This window comes from uncultured Rothia sp. (assembly GCF_916049665.1).
GTDB lineage: Bacteria > Actinomycetota > Actinomycetes > Actinomycetales > Micrococcaceae > Rothia.
Genome location: NZ_CAJZIE010000054.1, coordinates 1 through 16840, shown reverse-complemented (window position 1 = coordinate 16840; position 16840 = coordinate 1). Strand labels below are relative to the sequence as shown.

The window sequence follows — 16840 nt, the reverse complement described above, 5'->3', positions numbered from 1 at the left end:
TCAATACAAGAGGGGAGAAACTATGTAACGCCAAGAAAGCCGTAAATATTTCAAACTTTTTTGTATACAGAGCGGTATTTTCATACTCTGACAATCTTTCATCTAATTCAAAATCGTCAGAGAATTGATTCATGAATCGTCTAAGGGTGGCATTACTGCTTTGAGTTTTGTGATTTTGGACATTCATTAGCCCAACCTCCTTGTACGGTTAAAATTTATTCAAATTAAAAATTACGCGGATTCCACCGTGTTAATCCAATATAATTTTCATTTGAATACGACAACATATTTCATCATTAGTAGACAGAAAATTTCTTTATGTATTTCCCCCTCGAATTTGTAATCAGACGCGTCTCACGGAACATGCACACATATTGTGATTGAACTCCCCTCAGACGTCCTTATCCGAATCGTACAGTTACCGGCACCTCCGAACGACAACGAACGTAAGTACCATCATTCACATTAGCACGAAGACACCTGCCTGGACTAGGAATAACTCCACCGCAACACAACTTTCTGCGCTCACCCGTACTTCCCCACTCTCGCCTCCTCAAAGCACACAAAAACCACCCCCTCCGCAGCTTGTCGCCGCAGGGGGTTCTTATATATAGGCTCGGTGCCAGTTCGCTAGCTTAGGTGGCCACGGTCAACTGCAGTCAGCCTGCACCGGCTACAGCTATCAGAACGTGTTGCAGTTACTGGAACGCACTACCCGCTAATTAGGGGTGAGCGCATAGCGGCATAGAGAAAGGACCCGGCGAGCTATCTTATGTGATAGTCCGCCGGATCCCTTTTGTCTATTGCAGTATTCATTTTCGACTATTAAGTAGTCCAATAATCAATACTGCGATTGAGATACCGTAGAGAATTCCAAGCACTAGGTCGCTGACACTTGACACTACGTTCAAGATAATTGCCAGGATCAAGAACAGCATCCCAACAGGAACATACTTATTCGACTTCATACGCTCGTGCTCCCTCAATAATCAACAGCGATACATCATTTTCAGGACCATCCAGATACCCATTTTCTGAATGACTATGGACGTTCGCCTTACTACCACGCTAGCACTCTGGAGCTAAAAAACTCCCCCACAACACAACTTTCTGCACCCAACCGCACTCCTCCACCCGCGCATCCTCAAAGGGCACACAAAAAACCACCCCCTCCGCAGCTTGTCGCCGCAAAGGGGGTGGTTTCTATATAAGCTAGACCAGAAAGCCTAGTGTTACTCAGCAGCCTCAGTGCTGGGCTTGGGGTCTTCGTTCACGCGGTTGCGGATATGCTCCACAATACGTGCCACAGCCTCATCCACAGGCACGCCGTTCTCCTGCTTGTTACCGCGGAAACGGAACGAAACAGCGCCGTGCTCCGCATCCTCACCGCCAGCAATCAGAATGAACGGAACCTTCTCAGTAGACGCAGTACGAATCTTCTTGGTGAAGCGATCCGAACCGTAATCCACCTCAACACGCACGCCGTGCGCACGCAGCTTATCCGCGATCTCGGTCATGTAGTCGTTGAACGCCTCAGCCACCGGAACACCAATAACCTGAACCGGCGACAGCCATGCCGGGAACGCACCCGCATAGTGCTCAGTCAGCACACCCAGGAAGCGCTCAATCGAGCCGAACTTCGCCGAGTGAATCATGACCGGCTCCTGCACGGTGCCGTCAGCAGCCTGGTACTCCAGACCGAAACGGCTCGGCTGGTTGAAATCATACTGAACGGTCGACATCTGCCAGGTACGGCCAATCGCGTCCTTCGCCTGAACCGAAATCTTCGGGCCGTAGAACGCAGCTCCACCGGGATCCGGGACGAGCTCCAGGCCGGTCTCCTTCGCAACCTGCTCCAGAACCGCGGTAGCCTCCTCCCACTGCTCATCAGTACCGATGAACTTGTCCTTCTTATCGCCCTCAGTGTCGCGGGTGGACAGCTCAAGGTAGAAGTCAGTCATGCCGAAGTCCTCAAGCAGGCTCAGCATGAACTTCAGCAGGTGACGCACCTCGTCCGGTGCCTGCTCCTTCGTCACATACGAGTGCGAGTCGTCCTGAGTAATCATGCGCACGCGGGTCAGACCCTGCAGCACGCCGGACTTCTCGTCACGGTACACGGTGCCGAACTCGAAGAAACGTAGCGGCAGCTCACGGTACGAACGGCCACGAGAACGGTAAATCTCGTTGTGCATCGGGCAGTTCATAGCCTTCAGACGGTAGTGACCGTTATCCAGCTCCATGGGCGGGAACATGCCATCCGCATAGTACGGAAGGTGACCGGAAGTGTAGAACAGATCTTCCTTCGAAATGTGCGGGGTGCTGACGTACTGGAAACCCTCCTGAATGTGGCGGGTACGCACGTAGTCTTCCATCTCGCGCTTAATCACGCCACCCTTAGGGTGAATCACCGGCAGGCCGGGGCCAATGTTCTTCGGGAAGGAGAACAGGTCCAGTTCACGGCCCAGGCGGCGGTGGTCGCGGCGCTCCGCCTCAGCGATGCGCTCCTTGTACGCCACCAGCTCTTCCTTAGTCGGCCATGCGGTACCGTAAATACGCTGCAGCATGGGGTTCTTCTCAGAACCACGCCAGTACGCGCCACCGGCACGCATCAGGGCGTAACCGTTAGCGATCAGCTTGGTGTTCGGCAGGTGCGGGCCGCGGCAGAGGTCCTTCCAGACGGTCTCGCCGGTCTTCGGGTGCACGTTGTCGTAGATGGTGATTTCACCCTCGCCGACCTCCACGGATGCGCCCTCGGCAGCATCCGCACCAGAACCGGGGCCCTGGGTCAGGGAGAGCAGCTCCAGCTTGTACGGCTCGTTCGCCATCTCAGCAACAGCCTCATCGTGGGTGACCACGCGGCGGCGGAACAGCTGACCGGACTTGATGATCTTAATCATCGACTTCTCGATCTTCTTCAGATCTTCCGGGGTGAAGGGCTCAGCCACATCAAAGTCAAAGTAGAAGCCGTCAGTAATGTACGGGCCAATGCCCAGCTTGGCGTCCTTACGGTACTCCTGCACCGCCTGCGCCATCACGTGCGCAGCAGAGTGGCGCAGAACGTTCAGGCCGTCCGGCTCGTGAATGAAAACCGGCTCAACGGAATCGCCAGCAGACAGCTCGTGGGAGAGATCAACAAGCACGCCGTTCACGCGTGCCACAACGATCTTCGGGTCGTCAGCGAACAGCTCAGCGGCAGTCTTCGCGGTGACCTCGCGCTCCTCACCAGAAACGCTAATAACAATTGCTGAAGAATCAGCGGCAGACATAAGTCTCCTTAACTCAGGCGCAAGCGTGCCACTCGGGGCGCCGCGGGTGCGCATACTATTCCGCACTGTACTGGTGCACGGACACACACCATCTTACAACGGCTCCCAGCAAACGCTCAGCTTGAGGGCAAACTAGTCCGCATGATGCTCACGCGTATGCTCATACACGTCAACCACAATGTGGCTAATATGGTCGTCCTTCAGACGGTAAATAGTGGTGCGGCCCTGCTGCTCACGGTCAATCACGTGCGCCTCACGCAGGATGCGCAGGTGGTGCGAAGCGAGCGGCTGCGAAATACCCAGGCACGTGTGCAGTTCGCTCACGCTGTGCGGGCGGTGCATCAGATGGTGCGCAATCGCCAGGCGCAGCGGGTTCGCGAGCGCAGAGAAAATCGCCACGGACGGGCCGAACTGTTCCTCCCAGTCCTTGGGGCCGCTGCCTTCGAGGAGAGGCGCGTTGGTGGGCACCTCGTGGGTATGATCCGATGCATGGTCAGTGTGGGTGGTGTTAGTTTCGGTCTGGTCTGTGTGCTGGCTCTGAGTCATAGTATTTTCACCTTATGTACAGGAAAGGGGGCACGTCAAGGAAGTTACGCCTGCACGGCGTGCTTTCTTGAGCGTGCCCCTCTCCCCTATGTGCGCTTGTGCTCGCTGATGCGTCCGGCTAGCGGTTAGCGACTGCCACCTGCAGGTAACCCTCAGCGGACTTTACGCCCTTGTCGGTCACTGCGCGGTAACGGACCAGCGGTGCGAAGCCCTGCTTGGACTTTGCAGAAACCGCGATGCCCTGGGTGCCGTCCGGCAGGGTCACCACGCGGTAGGTGCCGTACTCGTCGCTGTATGTGCTGACGACCTGGCCGCGCTGGTTCAGCAACTCCAGCTTCTTGACGGTCTCGCCGCGGCTGTATGCGCCGAAGGATGCCTCGTCGTTGTTCAGGACCGCCACGTTCTGGGTGGTGCCCGAGTACAGGGAGACGGAGTCCTCACGCGCGATGGGGCTGTTCTTGTCCACCACGTGCACCTTCAGCGGGATCGAGTACAGCTGCGCTGCGGAGCCCTTCTTCGCCTTCACATCGGACATGCGGGCCGGTGCCTTGTCGGTGCGGTTCACGGTGATGTTCGTACCGTTATCGCGGCGCAGGTCCCAGGTGGTGCCGGTGACGTCGTGGGTGTTCAGGTCGATCGAGTAGGTGCCGGTCTTGCCGTTGGAGGCAAAACGGATGCCGGTCTCCGCGCTGGAGAACTGGCCGCCAGCAGTGTTGACCTTCTCCTTGTTGACCCAGCGGCTGGGGCGGAAGTTCGGGGTCTGCTCGATTTCCTGGAAGTTGTAGTCACGGGCGTAACGGTAGTTCGGGGAAACCTTGTGCGACTGGTGCACGCTCTGCGCGACTGCAGTCTCGCCGGAGTAGACGGTGGCGTGGTGCTCAGCGGGCTGGTAGATCACGCCGGAGCCGGTGCCGGTCTTGCCGTAGGCGTTCGAGGGGTACTTGAACTTCACTGCCGCCGAAGACTGGTTCACTGCTGCGTTCTGGGTCTCGGCGTCGCTGATGCGTTCCGCCTTGGGGGTGCGCACCGCGGAGCGGCGCACGGTCACAGGGCGTGCAATCTTGTGTGCGTCAGCGTTCGAGTCGGCAGCCTGGTTGTTGCTCTGCGGCAGAACCTGGGTGCCCTCACGGCGTGCAGTGTTCTCAGCGGACTCGGTGTAGTTCACGGGCATCCACTGCACCTGCTGCCAGGGGAACTGGTTGCCGGTGAAGCCGCTGGGAACGAAGCTTGCGAACATTGCCGCCAGCTGCGGGTCTTCCTTGTACACGTTCTTACCCTGGCGGGCGTAGGGCGCGTAGGAGCTTGCCGCCTCCAGGTTGAATGCGTTGGTGAAGAGGTTGTGGTCCGCGAGGATGAAGCCGTACTCCTTCATCGCGGTCAGGATCATGCGGCTGAGCTGGTCGTCGGCGTGGCCGGTGTTTGCCAGGTGCTCTTCCACGTCAAAGCTTGCGGGCAGGAAGCCGCGCTGACCCGCGCGGGGTGCGTTCGGGTACTTGCTCGCGTTAATCTTGCCGTCGGTGCCCTTCGCGGGGAAGGATGCAGTCAGTGCAGCGTAGTCCGCCGCGGTGATGGACACCATGTGGTTGATCTTGCCCGCCTTGAGCTCGTCCACACCAATCTGGGTGAGCTCATTCGCCATGCCCACCACAGAGGAGGTGCCGTTCTTGAGGGTCAGCCAGTAGTTGTCTTCGCCCACGCCGCCGAAGTTCGGCTTAGCGAGCATGTAGCCGCCGGAAGACACGTGGTAGGTTGCCGGGTAGTCAACCGTCACGGGGATGTCCACGGTGCCGCGGGTGCCGGTGGGAATCTTGTAGGTAATCTCGCCGGTTTTTTCGTTGATGGACGCGCCGGGCACGTTCTTCGCCAGGCGGAACTTCGCGCCGCGAGCAATCGGGTAGGAGGTGCGGGCGTTGCCGGACTTCGCATCAATGCTGACGGGTGCCTTGATGGTGACGGTCTGACCTGCGTTGCCGCGGCCGACGTTGTCGTACTGAATCTTGGCGCTCTTGGGGGTGGACGCGTTGCCGCCGCCAACCTGCACGCGGGCGGTGCTGGTGTAGGTCTGGGCGTCTGCATCCTTGACGAACTTGAAGTAGGAGCGCCAGATGCCGGTTGCCTCGTCGTACAGGGCGACGGACTGGTCACCGGAGAGGCCGTGGTCCTCGGCAAGCCACTTCGGGATCGGGATGCCGCCGGTCAGGATGCGCTTGTTCTCCGCGTTGGCGTTGATGCGGTTGTCGCGGGAGACGACCTCGACGTACTCCTGGTGCGGGTTCGCGGAGTTCACGGCGAGGGTCGGGATGTTCTCGTGGCCGCCAACGGTCTGGGCGCGATCCTTCTTCACGGTGCCCGCGTTGATGGCGGTGGTGATGGGGTGGTTACCCGCATCGGCGGAGTATTCGAGGAAGGTGCGGCTGATTTCGCTACTGTTGGCTGCGACGGCTTCGGTGCCGGTGAGCTTCTGCGCTGCGAAGGAGTCGCTGGCGAGCTTGCCGCTCAGGGGCGAGGTGTTCTCGGTGGTGGTCAGCTGCGCCTTGGTGAGGGAGGAGTTGACCGGTGCGAGAGTGTCGATGGTCTGCGCCTGCTGATCGGGGTTCCAGTAGCAGGTCGGACCGGGGGCGACGTTGGTGATGTTCGCGAGGGTCGGCACGGTGCGGTAGCCTGCGTCAACGCAGGTGGTACCGGAGACATTGCGGGTGGAGGCGGTTGCACCGAAGGTCGCGGGGAGGTTCGCGCCGGTGATGACGGTTGCCAGTGCTGCGGAGGCAGCGATGGTGGCACGGCGGCGGTTTGCCGAACGCTGTGCCGGGTTTTTGGATGCAGTTATGGTCATGTTTTTCTTCCGTTCGTGTCGGCTTGTTTGAGTGAGTGCGTTTGTATGAACAAACACGGACGTGAGTGAAATATGCATCTGAGGGTGTGCCCGGGTGGGTCCTGATCTTCTGGCAGGAATTCTCAGGAAACTCTCAGATAATCCCCATACCCTACATAGTCTTTTGGGCGAACGCAAAACGAGTTTGTGATTCGGGGCACTGATTTTTTGCTAAAGGTTCAGGTTTAGAGTCACATTTCTTTACACCCGCGTGCACTGATAGATGTTCAGGCTTTCGAAATTTGCACCGCGGTGTTTAGGCTTTATTCCTAGTCAGGCGAGGGCAACTTGAGAAAAACGAAAAACGCGCACGGAAAACTAAACCTTCAACCTCAAAGTTCCCGGAATGACGCGCCAAAACCTTCTGTTGAATTTCTCACACGTGCCCACAATTTGGAATTCTGCACTCTGGGTAGATATGGTCTCAGTCACTGAAACAGGGGGTTTCGTGTGCTCAACCGACAGCTTTTGGGCCAGATCTGCAGTCGGGGCACATGCATTGCTTCACCTCCACAGACCCACAAAACCCACCCAAAACCCTAAAATTTAGCTCAAAGTTTAAAGTTTTCATGTGTTTAACAGTGCGTAACCATACATTCGCCACACTCCCCCACTCAAGGCACTCTCCGCTGCGCACTAGAGGAATCCCAAGCCGCTCACCGGGAGCTTTAGAAGGCATAGAAACACCCCGCATGCGCCTCAAAAACACATGCGGGGTGCATAAGTATTCATTTATAGGTGCCTTCCAGTGCACCCAATAGCAGGTGCCGCACCCGCCTCCGTGGGTTCAGGTGGGTTCAATAGCGGTTACTCACAGAGCTACCGAATAGCTACAGCGCACCCGCCTCCGAGCAGACATTCACCAGCTCACCAATACCCTCAATACGGGTGCGCACCGTCTGCCCCGGCTTCAACCACTGACGCGGATGCAGCGACAGCCCAACCCCGGCGGGCGTACCGGTTGCCACCAGGTCACCCGGCTCCAGGGTCATAAACCGAGAAATATAGGACAGCAGCTGCGCCGGAGTGAACACCATATCCGCCGTCGTGCCGCGCTGACGCACCACGCCGTCCACCTCGCAGACGAGCTCCAGACCGGCAACCGGGTCAACCTCATCGGCGCTCACAATCACCGGACCAAACGGAGTCATCGCGTCCCAGTTCTTGCCCTGGAACCACTCCGAAGAACGGCCCTGCCAGTCACGCACCGACACATCATTCATGACCGTGTAACCCATCAGGGCATCAAGCGCCTGCTCCTCCGTGGCGTTACGCAGGCGAGCGCCCACGACCAGGCAGAGCTCAACCTCCCAGTCGACCTTCGTACTGCCGGTGCCGTCATCGGCGGGCATGCGGATCTGCTCGCCGGGACCAATCAGGGCGTTCGGGAACTTCGCAAACAGTGCCGGGTACTCGGGCACCTCAAGGTTCATTTCTGCGGCGTGGTCTCGGTAGTTCAAGCCGGCGCACACGATTTTGCCGGGCTTATCCAGCGGGCGAATAAACGGCAGGGAGTTCCACAGTTCCTCGCCGTGACCCATGACGGTCGCGCCGTTCTCCTTCAGGATTGCCACGGCGTTCTTCGGGTCGCCAAAGTTCAGGCGGAACCGGCTGTAGAAATTCAGTAGCGGGCTGAGCTTCGCCGGAAGCTCGTACACGGTCTCCTCAAAGAAGCAGACCGCGCGGCTGCCCTTCGAGTCTTTAATCTGTGCCCAACGCATGGATGCTCCTTCGCTTCAGGTGGGGATATATCGAATTAAGGTACGGATAAAAGTCAGAAATAAAACAACCTAGTGAAAGCCGTTTTGGGCGTACACTTCAACGATGGCGTCTTCCAGGTCTTCCATGAGCAGGGCGGGGTTCGCGTCCTGCGCCGCGCCAACCGTGGCGGGGTCCAGGTCCATGCCGAGGGCACGGTACACATCCGCGGTGACCGCCCGCAGCGGCGCAGAATCAGAGACCACGATGCCGGTGCTGAACCACCAGCCGCCGGTCACCACGCGCTGGGCGGTGCCGACCAGCTTAATGCGGCCACCACCTGCGGAGGCGGGAAGCTGCGCGTGCACCGAATACTCGCCGGGGCAGTACTCCCCCGGAATCTCGCCCATGCGCGCATCCACGCCGACCTCGCGCAGTGCCTGCGCGTACATGGAGCCGAACAGTTCGTAGCGTAGGGTGTTGCCGCTGCGGGCGTCGGAAGCGGGCTGAAAATGGTCCACGACCAGGCACCCCTGATGGTACGCGGCGGCATGCCCGCCAACCTTGCGCACCAGCACCTCAAAGCCGTGCTCGGCGCACGCCGCGGACGCCTCCGCGAAGCCGGGGTTCAGCTCGTCACGGCGGCCGAACGCGACCGTCGGGTTCGGCTGATACATGCGCAAAGTGGCTTCACGCTTGCCGGTTGCCACCTCGCGGAGCATCTGCACCGTCTGGTCGTGGTGAATGAGGATATCGCCGGACTCTGCACCGGTCTCTCGAATAATCTGCACGTTCCTATTTTACGGTTACGCTCGCCACAGCTCCCACGTCTCCCCACAATGCGAAAACGCCCACCCGGGTAGCTAAAACCTAGTAATCCCCCACCCCCTCCGCTAGGGTAGAAGAAAGACCCAAAACACCTTGGAGAATGCCGTGCATCAGGACCAGCACATCACCGCCCAAACCACCGCGCTACCCCGCGTCAGCACTGAACAGCGCACCAACCCGGCGCTGACCGAGCCGCAGCCGCTCGGCGCATTCCCCGCCGGGTTCCTCTTCGGAGGCGCCACCGCCGCCAACCAGTTCGAGGGCGCCTGGAACGAAGACGGCAAGGGCCCCAGCCTGCAGGATGTGCTGCCCGCCGGCGGCCTGCACCCGCGCACCGCAGAACCCACCGAGGACAACCTCAAGCTGGAAGGCATCGACTTCTACCACCGCTACCGCGAAGACATCGCCCTGCTCGCGGAGATGGGTTTCAAGGTCTTCCGCTTCTCCATCGCCTGGTCGCGTATCTTCCCCCGCGGCGACGAAGAAACCCCGAACGAGGCGGGCCTCGCCTTCTACGACCGCGTGCTCGACGAGCTCGAAAAGCACGGCATGGAACCGCTCATCACCCTCAGCCACTACGAAACCCCGCTGCACCTGGTCGAACAGTACAACGGCTGGACCAGCCGCGAGCTCATCGGCTTCTACGAGCGCTACGCCCGCACCGTGTTCGCCCGTTACGGCAAGCGTGTGAAGTACTGGCTGACCTTCAACGAAATCAACTCTATGCTGCACCTGCCGTTCATGTCCGGCGGTATTAACACCCCGGCGGATCAGCTCAGCGACGCCGACCTGTACCAGGCGATGCACCACGAGCTGGTCGCCTCCGCACGCGCCACCGCTGCGGCACGCGAACTGGCACCCGGCGCGCAGATCGGCTGCATGATTCTTGCCATGCCCACCTACCCGCTCACCCCCGACCCCGCCGACGTGCTCGCCGCCATGCAGACGGAACAGGCGAACTTCGCGTTCGGTGACGTGCACGTGCGCGGCGCATACCCCGGCTACTTCCTGCGTGCCCTGCGTGAGAAGGGCGTGGAGCTGAACATCACCGAACAGGACCGCGAGGATCTGAAGAATACCGTGGATTTCGTGTCGTTCAGCTACTACATGTCCACCTGCGCGACCGGCGACCCGGCACGAGGCGAGCGCGGCGAGGGCAACATCCTCGGCGGCGTGGCGAACCCGACCCTATCTGCCAGCGAATGGGGCTGGCAGATTGACCCGACCGGCCTGCGCGTGGTCCTCAACCAGTATTGGGACCGCTGGCAGAAGCCGCTATTCATCGTGGAGAACGGCCTGGGTGCCCGCGACGAACTGGTCGAAGTGAACGGTGAGCTCACCGTGGAGGATGACTACCGCATCGACTACCTGCGCCAGCACCTGCACGCGGTACGCGAGGCGATTGAGGACGGCGTGAACGTGCTCGGCTACACCACCTGGGGTTGCATCGACATGATTAGCGCCTCCACCGCGCAGATGTCCAAGCGCTACGGGTTCATCTACGTGGACCGCAACGACGACGGCACCGGCACCCTGGCGCGCTACCGCAAGAAGTCCTTCCACTGGTACCGCGAGGTGATTGCCAGCAACGGCGCGGAGCTGTAACTGGTAAGGCTCTAGACGCTAAACCCCCGCGCGGCTAACACGCGAAACTCAGCAGCAAAAAGCCCCCGAGATTCTGATCTCGGGGGCTTTCGCGCATATGCTGTTTGTCTAGTGCCTGTTATGCCTAGCGCGGGCGGCTCTAGTCTGTAGGCAAATCTAGTCCATGGGTAGGTCGTTCAGGCTGGTGGACACATACTCCCACCAGGTCGGCACCAACCCGGCGTTCATCGCAACCCTCTGCGATAGCATGTGCGACGGGCTCGTACCGTAGAACGGCAGGTACCCTTCCGCCAGGGTCAAGCGTGCCGCATCACGTACCAGCACGCTGGCGATGCCGGCACCACGCCAGGCGGGCAGCACGTCAATACCGATCTGGCGCATAATCGGCGAATCATCGCTCAGGCCAACCATAGCGATAGGGTCTGCGAGCGCGGGGCTCTCCCCCGCTGTGGGTGCATCAGATGTATCCTCGTCCACCGGGTATGCGGCAAGCACCAGCACGTCCGGGCGGCGTTCACTAAAGCCCAGGGCGTTCGAGTAGCGTTTATCCCCGCGGAAACGCTCAAACTGTTCAGCGTCCAGCAACTCCACGCGCAGGTGGGTTACGCGCGCCTGCGTGTCCTGCGGGTCAACCTCAAGCGCACCCGCGGAAGCGTTTGCTTCCCTGCGGATGGTGCGCTCGCCGGTGATTTCGGCAAGCAACGCCGCCTTCAGCTCGGCGGGGTCAACGCGACGCATCATACCCACACCGGGCACGGCGCACTTGACCTCCTGCGCCTGCACACCCTCGGGTACGACCGAGTTCAGCAGGGCGCGGCCGGGCGTGTAGTAGATGCTGGTGCCGCTGACCTGCTGGGTGTAGGGGGTGAGCAGTTCGTTGAGCTGGCGAAGCTGCGCATAGTCACCCAACCAGTTCGACTGGTCGCCGAGCATGTAGTCAATCGCCTTCTCCAGCACACGCGGATGCTTAGCGCAGAGAATGCCGACGCTCGCGTAGTTGGCAACGCGCAGCTCCCAGATGTCGTCGTTGCGGCGGCGTGCGGCACCCATCTTCTCGGAGGGAGGCTGCACGGTGGCGAGCAGCGGCAGGCTCTCGGCTTCCGGGTAGTCGCGTAGCTCTTGAAGGGCGCGGCTAATCGAGCCGGGTGCCTGGCAGAAGTCCGCCTCCAGCTGGGTGTGCAGGATGTGCCGTGCCCGGTCCAGGGTGGTCACGGCGCCGCGATTCACACCTCCCCGACGCGCGCCGAGGGCGGCGAGCTTGGCTTGGGCTGCTTTGACGCGATCTTCGGTGTTCACGGGGGTCCTCTCGTTCGTCATTGAGTTTTTGGTTGAGATGCGGTCACCGCTCGCCGCAGTGTCATCGACGGGGAGACGGGGCGGCAATACGGTCTCAGCCCGACCCTGCACGCCACACGGGTGCGGGGTCGGGCTGCTTACGCTATTTCAGAATTTCCGCCAGGAAGGCGCCGGTGTGCGAACCCTTCACCTGAGCCACCTGCTCCGGGGTGCCCTCGGCGATGACGGTGCCGCCGCCGCTACCGCCTTCGGGGCCCATGTCGATAATCCAGTCGGCGCACTTGACCACGTCCAGGTTGTGCTCGATGGTGATGACGCTATTGCCCTTGTCGACCAGCGACTGCAGCACGGCGAGCAGCTTGCGGATGTCCTCAAAGTGCAGACCGGTGGTCGGCTCGTCCAGCACGTAGATGGAGCGGCCGTTGGAGCGCTTCTGTAGTTCGGTTGCGAGCTTCACGCGCTGCGCCTCACCGCCGGAGAGGGTGGTTGCGGGCTGACCCAGGCGAATATAGCCCAGGCCCACATCCACGAGGGTGTTCAGGTGGCGCGCAATCGGGGTGAACGCGGCGAAGAACTCGGCGGCCTCCTCCACGGGCATTTCGAGCACGTCGGCAATGGTCTTGCCCTTGTAGTGCACTTCGAGGGTTTCGCGGTTGTAGCGCTTGCCGTGGCAGGTTTCGCAGGGCACGTACACGTCCGGCAGGAAGTTCATTTCAATCTTCAGGGTGCCGTCGCCGGAGCAGTCCTCGCAGCGGCCACCCTTGACGTTGAACGAGAATCGGCCGGGGGTGTAGCCGCGCATTTTCGCTTCGCTGGTCTCTGCGAACAGCTTGCGGATGTGGTCGAACACGCCGGTGTAGGTGGCGGGGTTCGAGCGCGGGGTGCGGCCGATGGGCGACTGGTCCACGTGAATGACCTTGTCCAGGTGTTCCAGGCCGTCGATGCTCTTGTGGCGGCCGGGCACCTGCTTGGCGCCGTTAAGCTTGTTCGCCAGGGAGGTGTACAGGATGTCGTTGACGAGGGTGGATTTCCCCGAGCCGGACACGCCGGTCACCGCGGTGAACACGCCCAGCGGGAAGGACACGGTCACGTTCTTGAGGTTGTTTTCGCGGGCGCCGCGCACGGTCAGCTGGCGCTTCTTGTCCACGGGGCGGCGGGAGGCGGGCACCTCGATGCGGCGGCGGCCAGCCATGTAGTCGCCGGTGATGGACTTGGTGTTCTTCAGCAGCTCCTCGAAGCTGCCGGAGTGCACGATTTCGCCGCCGTGCTCGCCCGCGCCGGGCCCGACGTCCACAATCCAGTCGGCCTCGCGCATGGTGTCTTCGTCGTGCTCGACCACGATGAGGGTGTTGCCCATGTCGCGCAGCTTGGTGAGGGTTTCGATGAGGCGGCGGTTATCGCGCTGGTGCAGACCGATAGAGGGCTCGTCGAGCACGTAGAGCACGCCAACCAGGCCCGAACCAATCTGGGTGGCGAGTCGGATGCGCTGCGCCTCACCGCCGGAGAGCGTACCGGCGGAGCGCGAGAGGGTCAGGTAGTCCAGGCCCACGTCCAGCAGGAACTGCAGGCGCGCGTCGATTTCCTTGAGGACCTGCTCGCCAATCTTGGCTTCGCGGGCGCTGAGCTGCAGGCCGCGCACGAAGGCGAGCGCGTCAGCGAGGGACAGGTCGGTAACCTCTGCGATGGACTTGCCGCCGACCTTCACGCCGAGGATGGTCGGGTTCAGGCGCGCGCCACCGCAGGAGGGGCAGGCGACCTGGCGCATGTACTGTTCGTAGCGGTCGCGGGCGAAGTCCGATTCGGTTTCTTCGTGCTTGCGCTTGATGTAGGCCTTCACGCCCTCGAATCCGGAGGTGTAGCGGCGTTCGCGGCCGAAGCGGTTGCGGTAGGAGACCTCAACCTTGTAGTCCTTGCCGTCTAGGATGGCGGCGCGGGTCTTGGCGGGCAGGTCCTTGAAGGGGGTGTTCAGGTCGAAGCCGAGCTCTTCCCCCAGGCCGGCGAGCAGGCGCAGCCAGTATTCGGTGGTTGCCTTGCCCTGTGACCAGGGGGCGATGGCGCCCTCGCCGAGGGTCAGGTCGGGGTTGGGTACGAGCAGTTCGGTGTCGACTTCCAGGCGCGAGCCGATGCCATCGCAGGCGCTACACGCGCCGAACGGCGAGTTAAAGGAGAAGGCGCGCGGCTCGATCGTGTCAATCTGCAGCGGGTGGTTATTGGGACAGGCGAGGTTTTCGCTGAAGGAGCGGGTGCGTTCGGGGTCGTCCTGCTCGCGATCCACGAAGTCGATGAGCACGCGGCCGTCGGCAAGCTTGAGCGCGGTTTCGATGGAGTCGGTTAGGCGCTGGTGAATACCGTCCTTAATGACGATGCGGTCGACGACCACCTCAATGGTGTGCTTGTACTGCTTGGCGAGCTTGGGCGGGTCGGAGAGCTGCACGGTTTCGCCGTCCACGCGGGCGCGCGAGTAGCCCTGGGTGAGCAGGTCCTTGAAGAGGTCCACAAACTCGCCCTTACGTGCGCTGACGACGGGCGCGAGAATCTGCAGGCGGGTGCGTTCGGGGTACTCCTGCAGAATGTCCACAATCTGCTGCGGGGTCTGCTGGGTGATTTCCTCGCCACATTCGGGGCAGTGCGGGTGGCCGATGCGCGCCCAGAGCAGACGCATATAGTCGTAGATTTCGGTGATGGTACCGACGGTCGAACGCGGGTTCTTGGAGGTGGACTTCTGGTCGATGGACACCGCCGGGGAGAGACCCTCGATGAAGTCGACGTCGGGCTTGTCGACCTGGCCCAGGAACATGCGCGCGTAGGAGGACAGCGACTCGACGTAGCGGCGCTGACCCTCCGCAAAGATGGTGTCGAAGGCAAGGGAGGACTTGCCGGAGCCGGAAAGGCCGGTGAAGACAACCATCGCATCGCGCGGGATGGTCAGGTCTACGTTCTTGAGGTTGTTTTCTCGGGCACCCTGCACACGAATACTGGTCAGGTCATTGGGTTTGAGCGCGGTGCTTCCGTGTGCCGGACGGGGTGTCATCGAAAATCCTTTCGTCTTAATCTTCGAACTTAAATTCTACACCCTCACGCCGTTCACCGGCGCGATTATGCGGCAGGTGAAGGCATGAGGGTGCAGTACTTATATGAGGCGGACTAGGAGGCGCAATTCGTCAGGTGCAATTCCTCGGGCGCGGTTTACCAGCCGCGGGTGCCCCAGTCTTCCAGGTGGGGGCGCTCGTCGCCGAGGGTGGTGGAGCGGCCGTGTCCGGGCAGCACGATTGCGTCGTCTTCGAAACCGCCGAAGAGCTTTTCGAGCACGTTGGAGAAGAGTTCACCGAACTGCTGCGGGGAGTCGGTCTTGCCCACGCCGCCGGGGAAGAGAGCGTCACCGGTGAACAGCAGGGTTGCGGGGGTGCCGTCTTCCCAGGTGGTTTCGAGGGTATAGACGATGGATCCGGGGGTGTGGCCGGGCACGTGCAGGGCGCGAATGACGGTGTCGGAGAGGTAGAAGTCAAAGCTCTCGCCGCCGGTCAGCTCCTCTTCGACGGTGTAATCTTCCAGCTCCTTAATCTCGGCAACATCAGCCGCGCCCGCGGAGGTAACGGCACCGGTGAGGTGGTCGAGCTCCTTAATAGCGCGGATGTGGTCCCAGTGGCCGTGAGTAACGAGGATGCCGGTCAGGCCGATAGCGCGAGGCTTGAGGGAGTTGAAGTCCTCTTCCTTCTCCATGACGCGCACGCGGCGGTCCTCAGAGTCGGTCAGTTCGAGCTGCGGGCAGTCATTCAGGAGCGCGTCGAGGGTGAAGGCGTAGAGCTCTTCTGCCTCGGCCGCGGGGTCAATGAGCACCTGCTCTCCGGTAGCGCGCATGGTAATGAGGTAGACGCTATTGTCCATCTCGGAGACACTGAGCGCGCGGACGGTCAGCTCGGGGTTCTCGAAGATAAGGGTGGGTTCGGGGTAAGTAGTCATAGTTCCAGTGTAGGGGTTGTGGCGATGCAACAGGCACCTATGCGTAACACTCCCCTATGAGCGCATTCGGCATTGAATGCGCGGGATGCATGTGAGGGACGCATATGGAACAGTCTGCGAAGCAAGCTCAGCACAGATTAGACTCAGCGCGGATGAGGCTCCGGTGAAATTCAAAAGTTAAACAGAGAAGCGACTGCGCATCGATACACAGTCGCTTCTCATGACACCCAGGGGTATCTATCACTCACTCAAACACAAGCAACCCGAGGACTTTGGAAATCTCACGATTACTTGATGACTCAATAGTAGCGAACTTTTTGGGGACTGTTTTACCACTCAATTTGGTACGGAGAGCCGGTTTTAGTGACTTGAGTCTCAATGTAATCGTTCTGTAATAAAAATGGGTGTTTTTTAGGGTATCCATACGTACCAATTTCATTTTTTTCGACTTTAAGTGTGACTTATTTCACCCAAAATAATTTTAGATTTTCCCTCATTTGGCACTTTAGTGCACCTTTAACTTGAGCTTCATGCTCACCAATCTTGAAGGCTCAATACCCGGTTTTAGCCCGATATTCCGCGGAAGTAGAGGGTTAAGGTAAAAGTATCTTCAAGTAGTTGCAACTTCATTAACCGGAAAAAATGTACCGCTCACCGTTCAAAATCTGCACAATTATTCGCGCGAGGGCAAAATCAATTGGTCTGTTTTACGCCTGTAGGTACCCCCTAAAGCAGAGGTTTTATTACAAAACAATAACATCACACCCTC

General features: G+C 60.1%; 9 protein-coding genes. 1 reads left to right on the top strand and 8 read right to left on the bottom strand.

Annotated elements, in window-relative coordinates:
• Window positions 1–1232: 1232 nt before the first annotated feature.
• The 5 genes from thrS to QZ540_RS06310 all read right to left on the bottom strand — a co-directional run bounded on the left by thrS (window position 1233) and on the right by QZ540_RS06310 (window position 9173).
• Complete coding sequence (gene thrS / locus QZ540_RS06330) at window positions 1233–3266, bottom strand: threonine--tRNA ligase (protein ID WP_294628531.1); 2034 nt, start codon at window positions 3264–3266, stop codon at window positions 1233–1235.
• 132 nt (window positions 3267–3398) lie between these two features.
• Complete coding sequence (locus tag QZ540_RS06325) at window positions 3399–3812, bottom strand: helix-turn-helix transcriptional regulator (RefSeq protein ID WP_294628528.1); 414 nt, start codon at window positions 3810–3812, stop codon at window positions 3399–3401.
• A 118-nt stretch (window positions 3813–3930) separates the two neighbouring features.
• Window positions 3931–6645, bottom strand: a complete 2715-nt coding sequence (locus tag QZ540_RS06320) for a Rib/alpha-like domain-containing protein (RefSeq protein ID WP_294628526.1) — start codon at window positions 6643–6645, stop codon at window positions 3931–3933.
• Window positions 6646–7514: 869 nt separating this feature from the next.
• Window positions 7515–8405, bottom strand: coding sequence for a fumarylacetoacetate hydrolase family protein (locus QZ540_RS06315; RefSeq protein WP_294628524.1), 891 nt, complete (start codon window positions 8403–8405; stop codon window positions 7515–7517).
• Between the two features lie 69 nt (window positions 8406–8474).
• The gene (locus tag QZ540_RS06310; protein ID WP_294628522.1) at window positions 8475–9173 is read right to left on the bottom strand and encodes a lipoyl protein ligase domain-containing protein; all 699 of its coding nucleotides are present in this window, start codon (window positions 9171–9173) and stop codon (window positions 8475–8477) included.
• A gap of 142 nt (window positions 9174–9315) precedes the next feature.
• Here QZ540_RS06310 and QZ540_RS06305 point away from each other — a divergent pair, with 142 nt between their 5' ends.
• A complete protein-coding gene (locus QZ540_RS06305; RefSeq protein ID WP_294628520.1) occupies window positions 9316–10815 on the top strand; it encodes a glycoside hydrolase family 1 protein in 1500 nt (499 codons plus the stop codon).
• Window positions 10816–10971: 156 nt separating this feature from the next.
• On the opposite strand, the gene QZ540_RS06300 is transcribed toward QZ540_RS06305, so the two are convergent.
• The 3 genes from QZ540_RS06300 to QZ540_RS06290 all read right to left on the bottom strand — a co-directional run bounded on the left by QZ540_RS06300 (window position 10972) and on the right by QZ540_RS06290 (window position 16071).
• Entirely contained in the window at window positions 10972–12111 is a 1140-nt protein-coding gene (locus tag QZ540_RS06300; protein WP_294628518.1) for a GNAT family N-acetyltransferase, read from the bottom strand.
• A gap of 142 nt (window positions 12112–12253) precedes the next feature.
• Window positions 12254–15142 (bottom strand): excinuclease ABC subunit UvrA, encoded by a 2889-nt coding sequence (uvrA, locus tag QZ540_RS06295; RefSeq protein ID WP_294628517.1) that lies wholly within the window; start codon window positions 15140–15142, stop codon window positions 12254–12256.
• 155 nt (window positions 15143–15297) lie between these two features.
• Complete coding sequence (locus QZ540_RS06290; protein ID WP_294628516.1) at window positions 15298–16071, bottom strand: MBL fold metallo-hydrolase; 774 nt, start codon at window positions 16069–16071, stop codon at window positions 15298–15300.
• Window positions 16072–16840 lie beyond the last annotated feature (769 nt).

Bases quoted from the DNA above. Each gene is read 5' to 3' on its own strand.
- thrS (WP_294628531.1), bottom strand. From the start codon at position 3,266: ATGTCTGCCGCTGATTCTTCAGCAATTGTTATTAGCGTTTCTGGTGAG.
- QZ540_RS06325 (WP_294628528.1), bottom strand. From the start codon at position 3,812: ATGACTCAGAGCCAGCACACAGACCAGACCGAAACTAACACCACCCAC.
- QZ540_RS06320 (WP_294628526.1), bottom strand. From the start codon at position 6,645: ATGACCATAACTGCATCCAAAAACCCGGCACAGCGTTCGGCAAACCGC.
- QZ540_RS06315 (WP_294628524.1), bottom strand. From the start codon at position 8,405: ATGCGTTGGGCACAGATTAAAGACTCGAAGGGCAGCCGCGCGGTCTGC.
- uvrA (WP_294628517.1), bottom strand. From the start codon at position 15,142: ATGACACCCCGTCCGGCACACGGAAGCACCGCGCTCAAACCCAATGAC.
- QZ540_RS06290 (WP_294628516.1), bottom strand. From the start codon at position 16,071: ATGACTACTTACCCCGAACCCACCCTTATCTTCGAGAACCCCGAGCTG.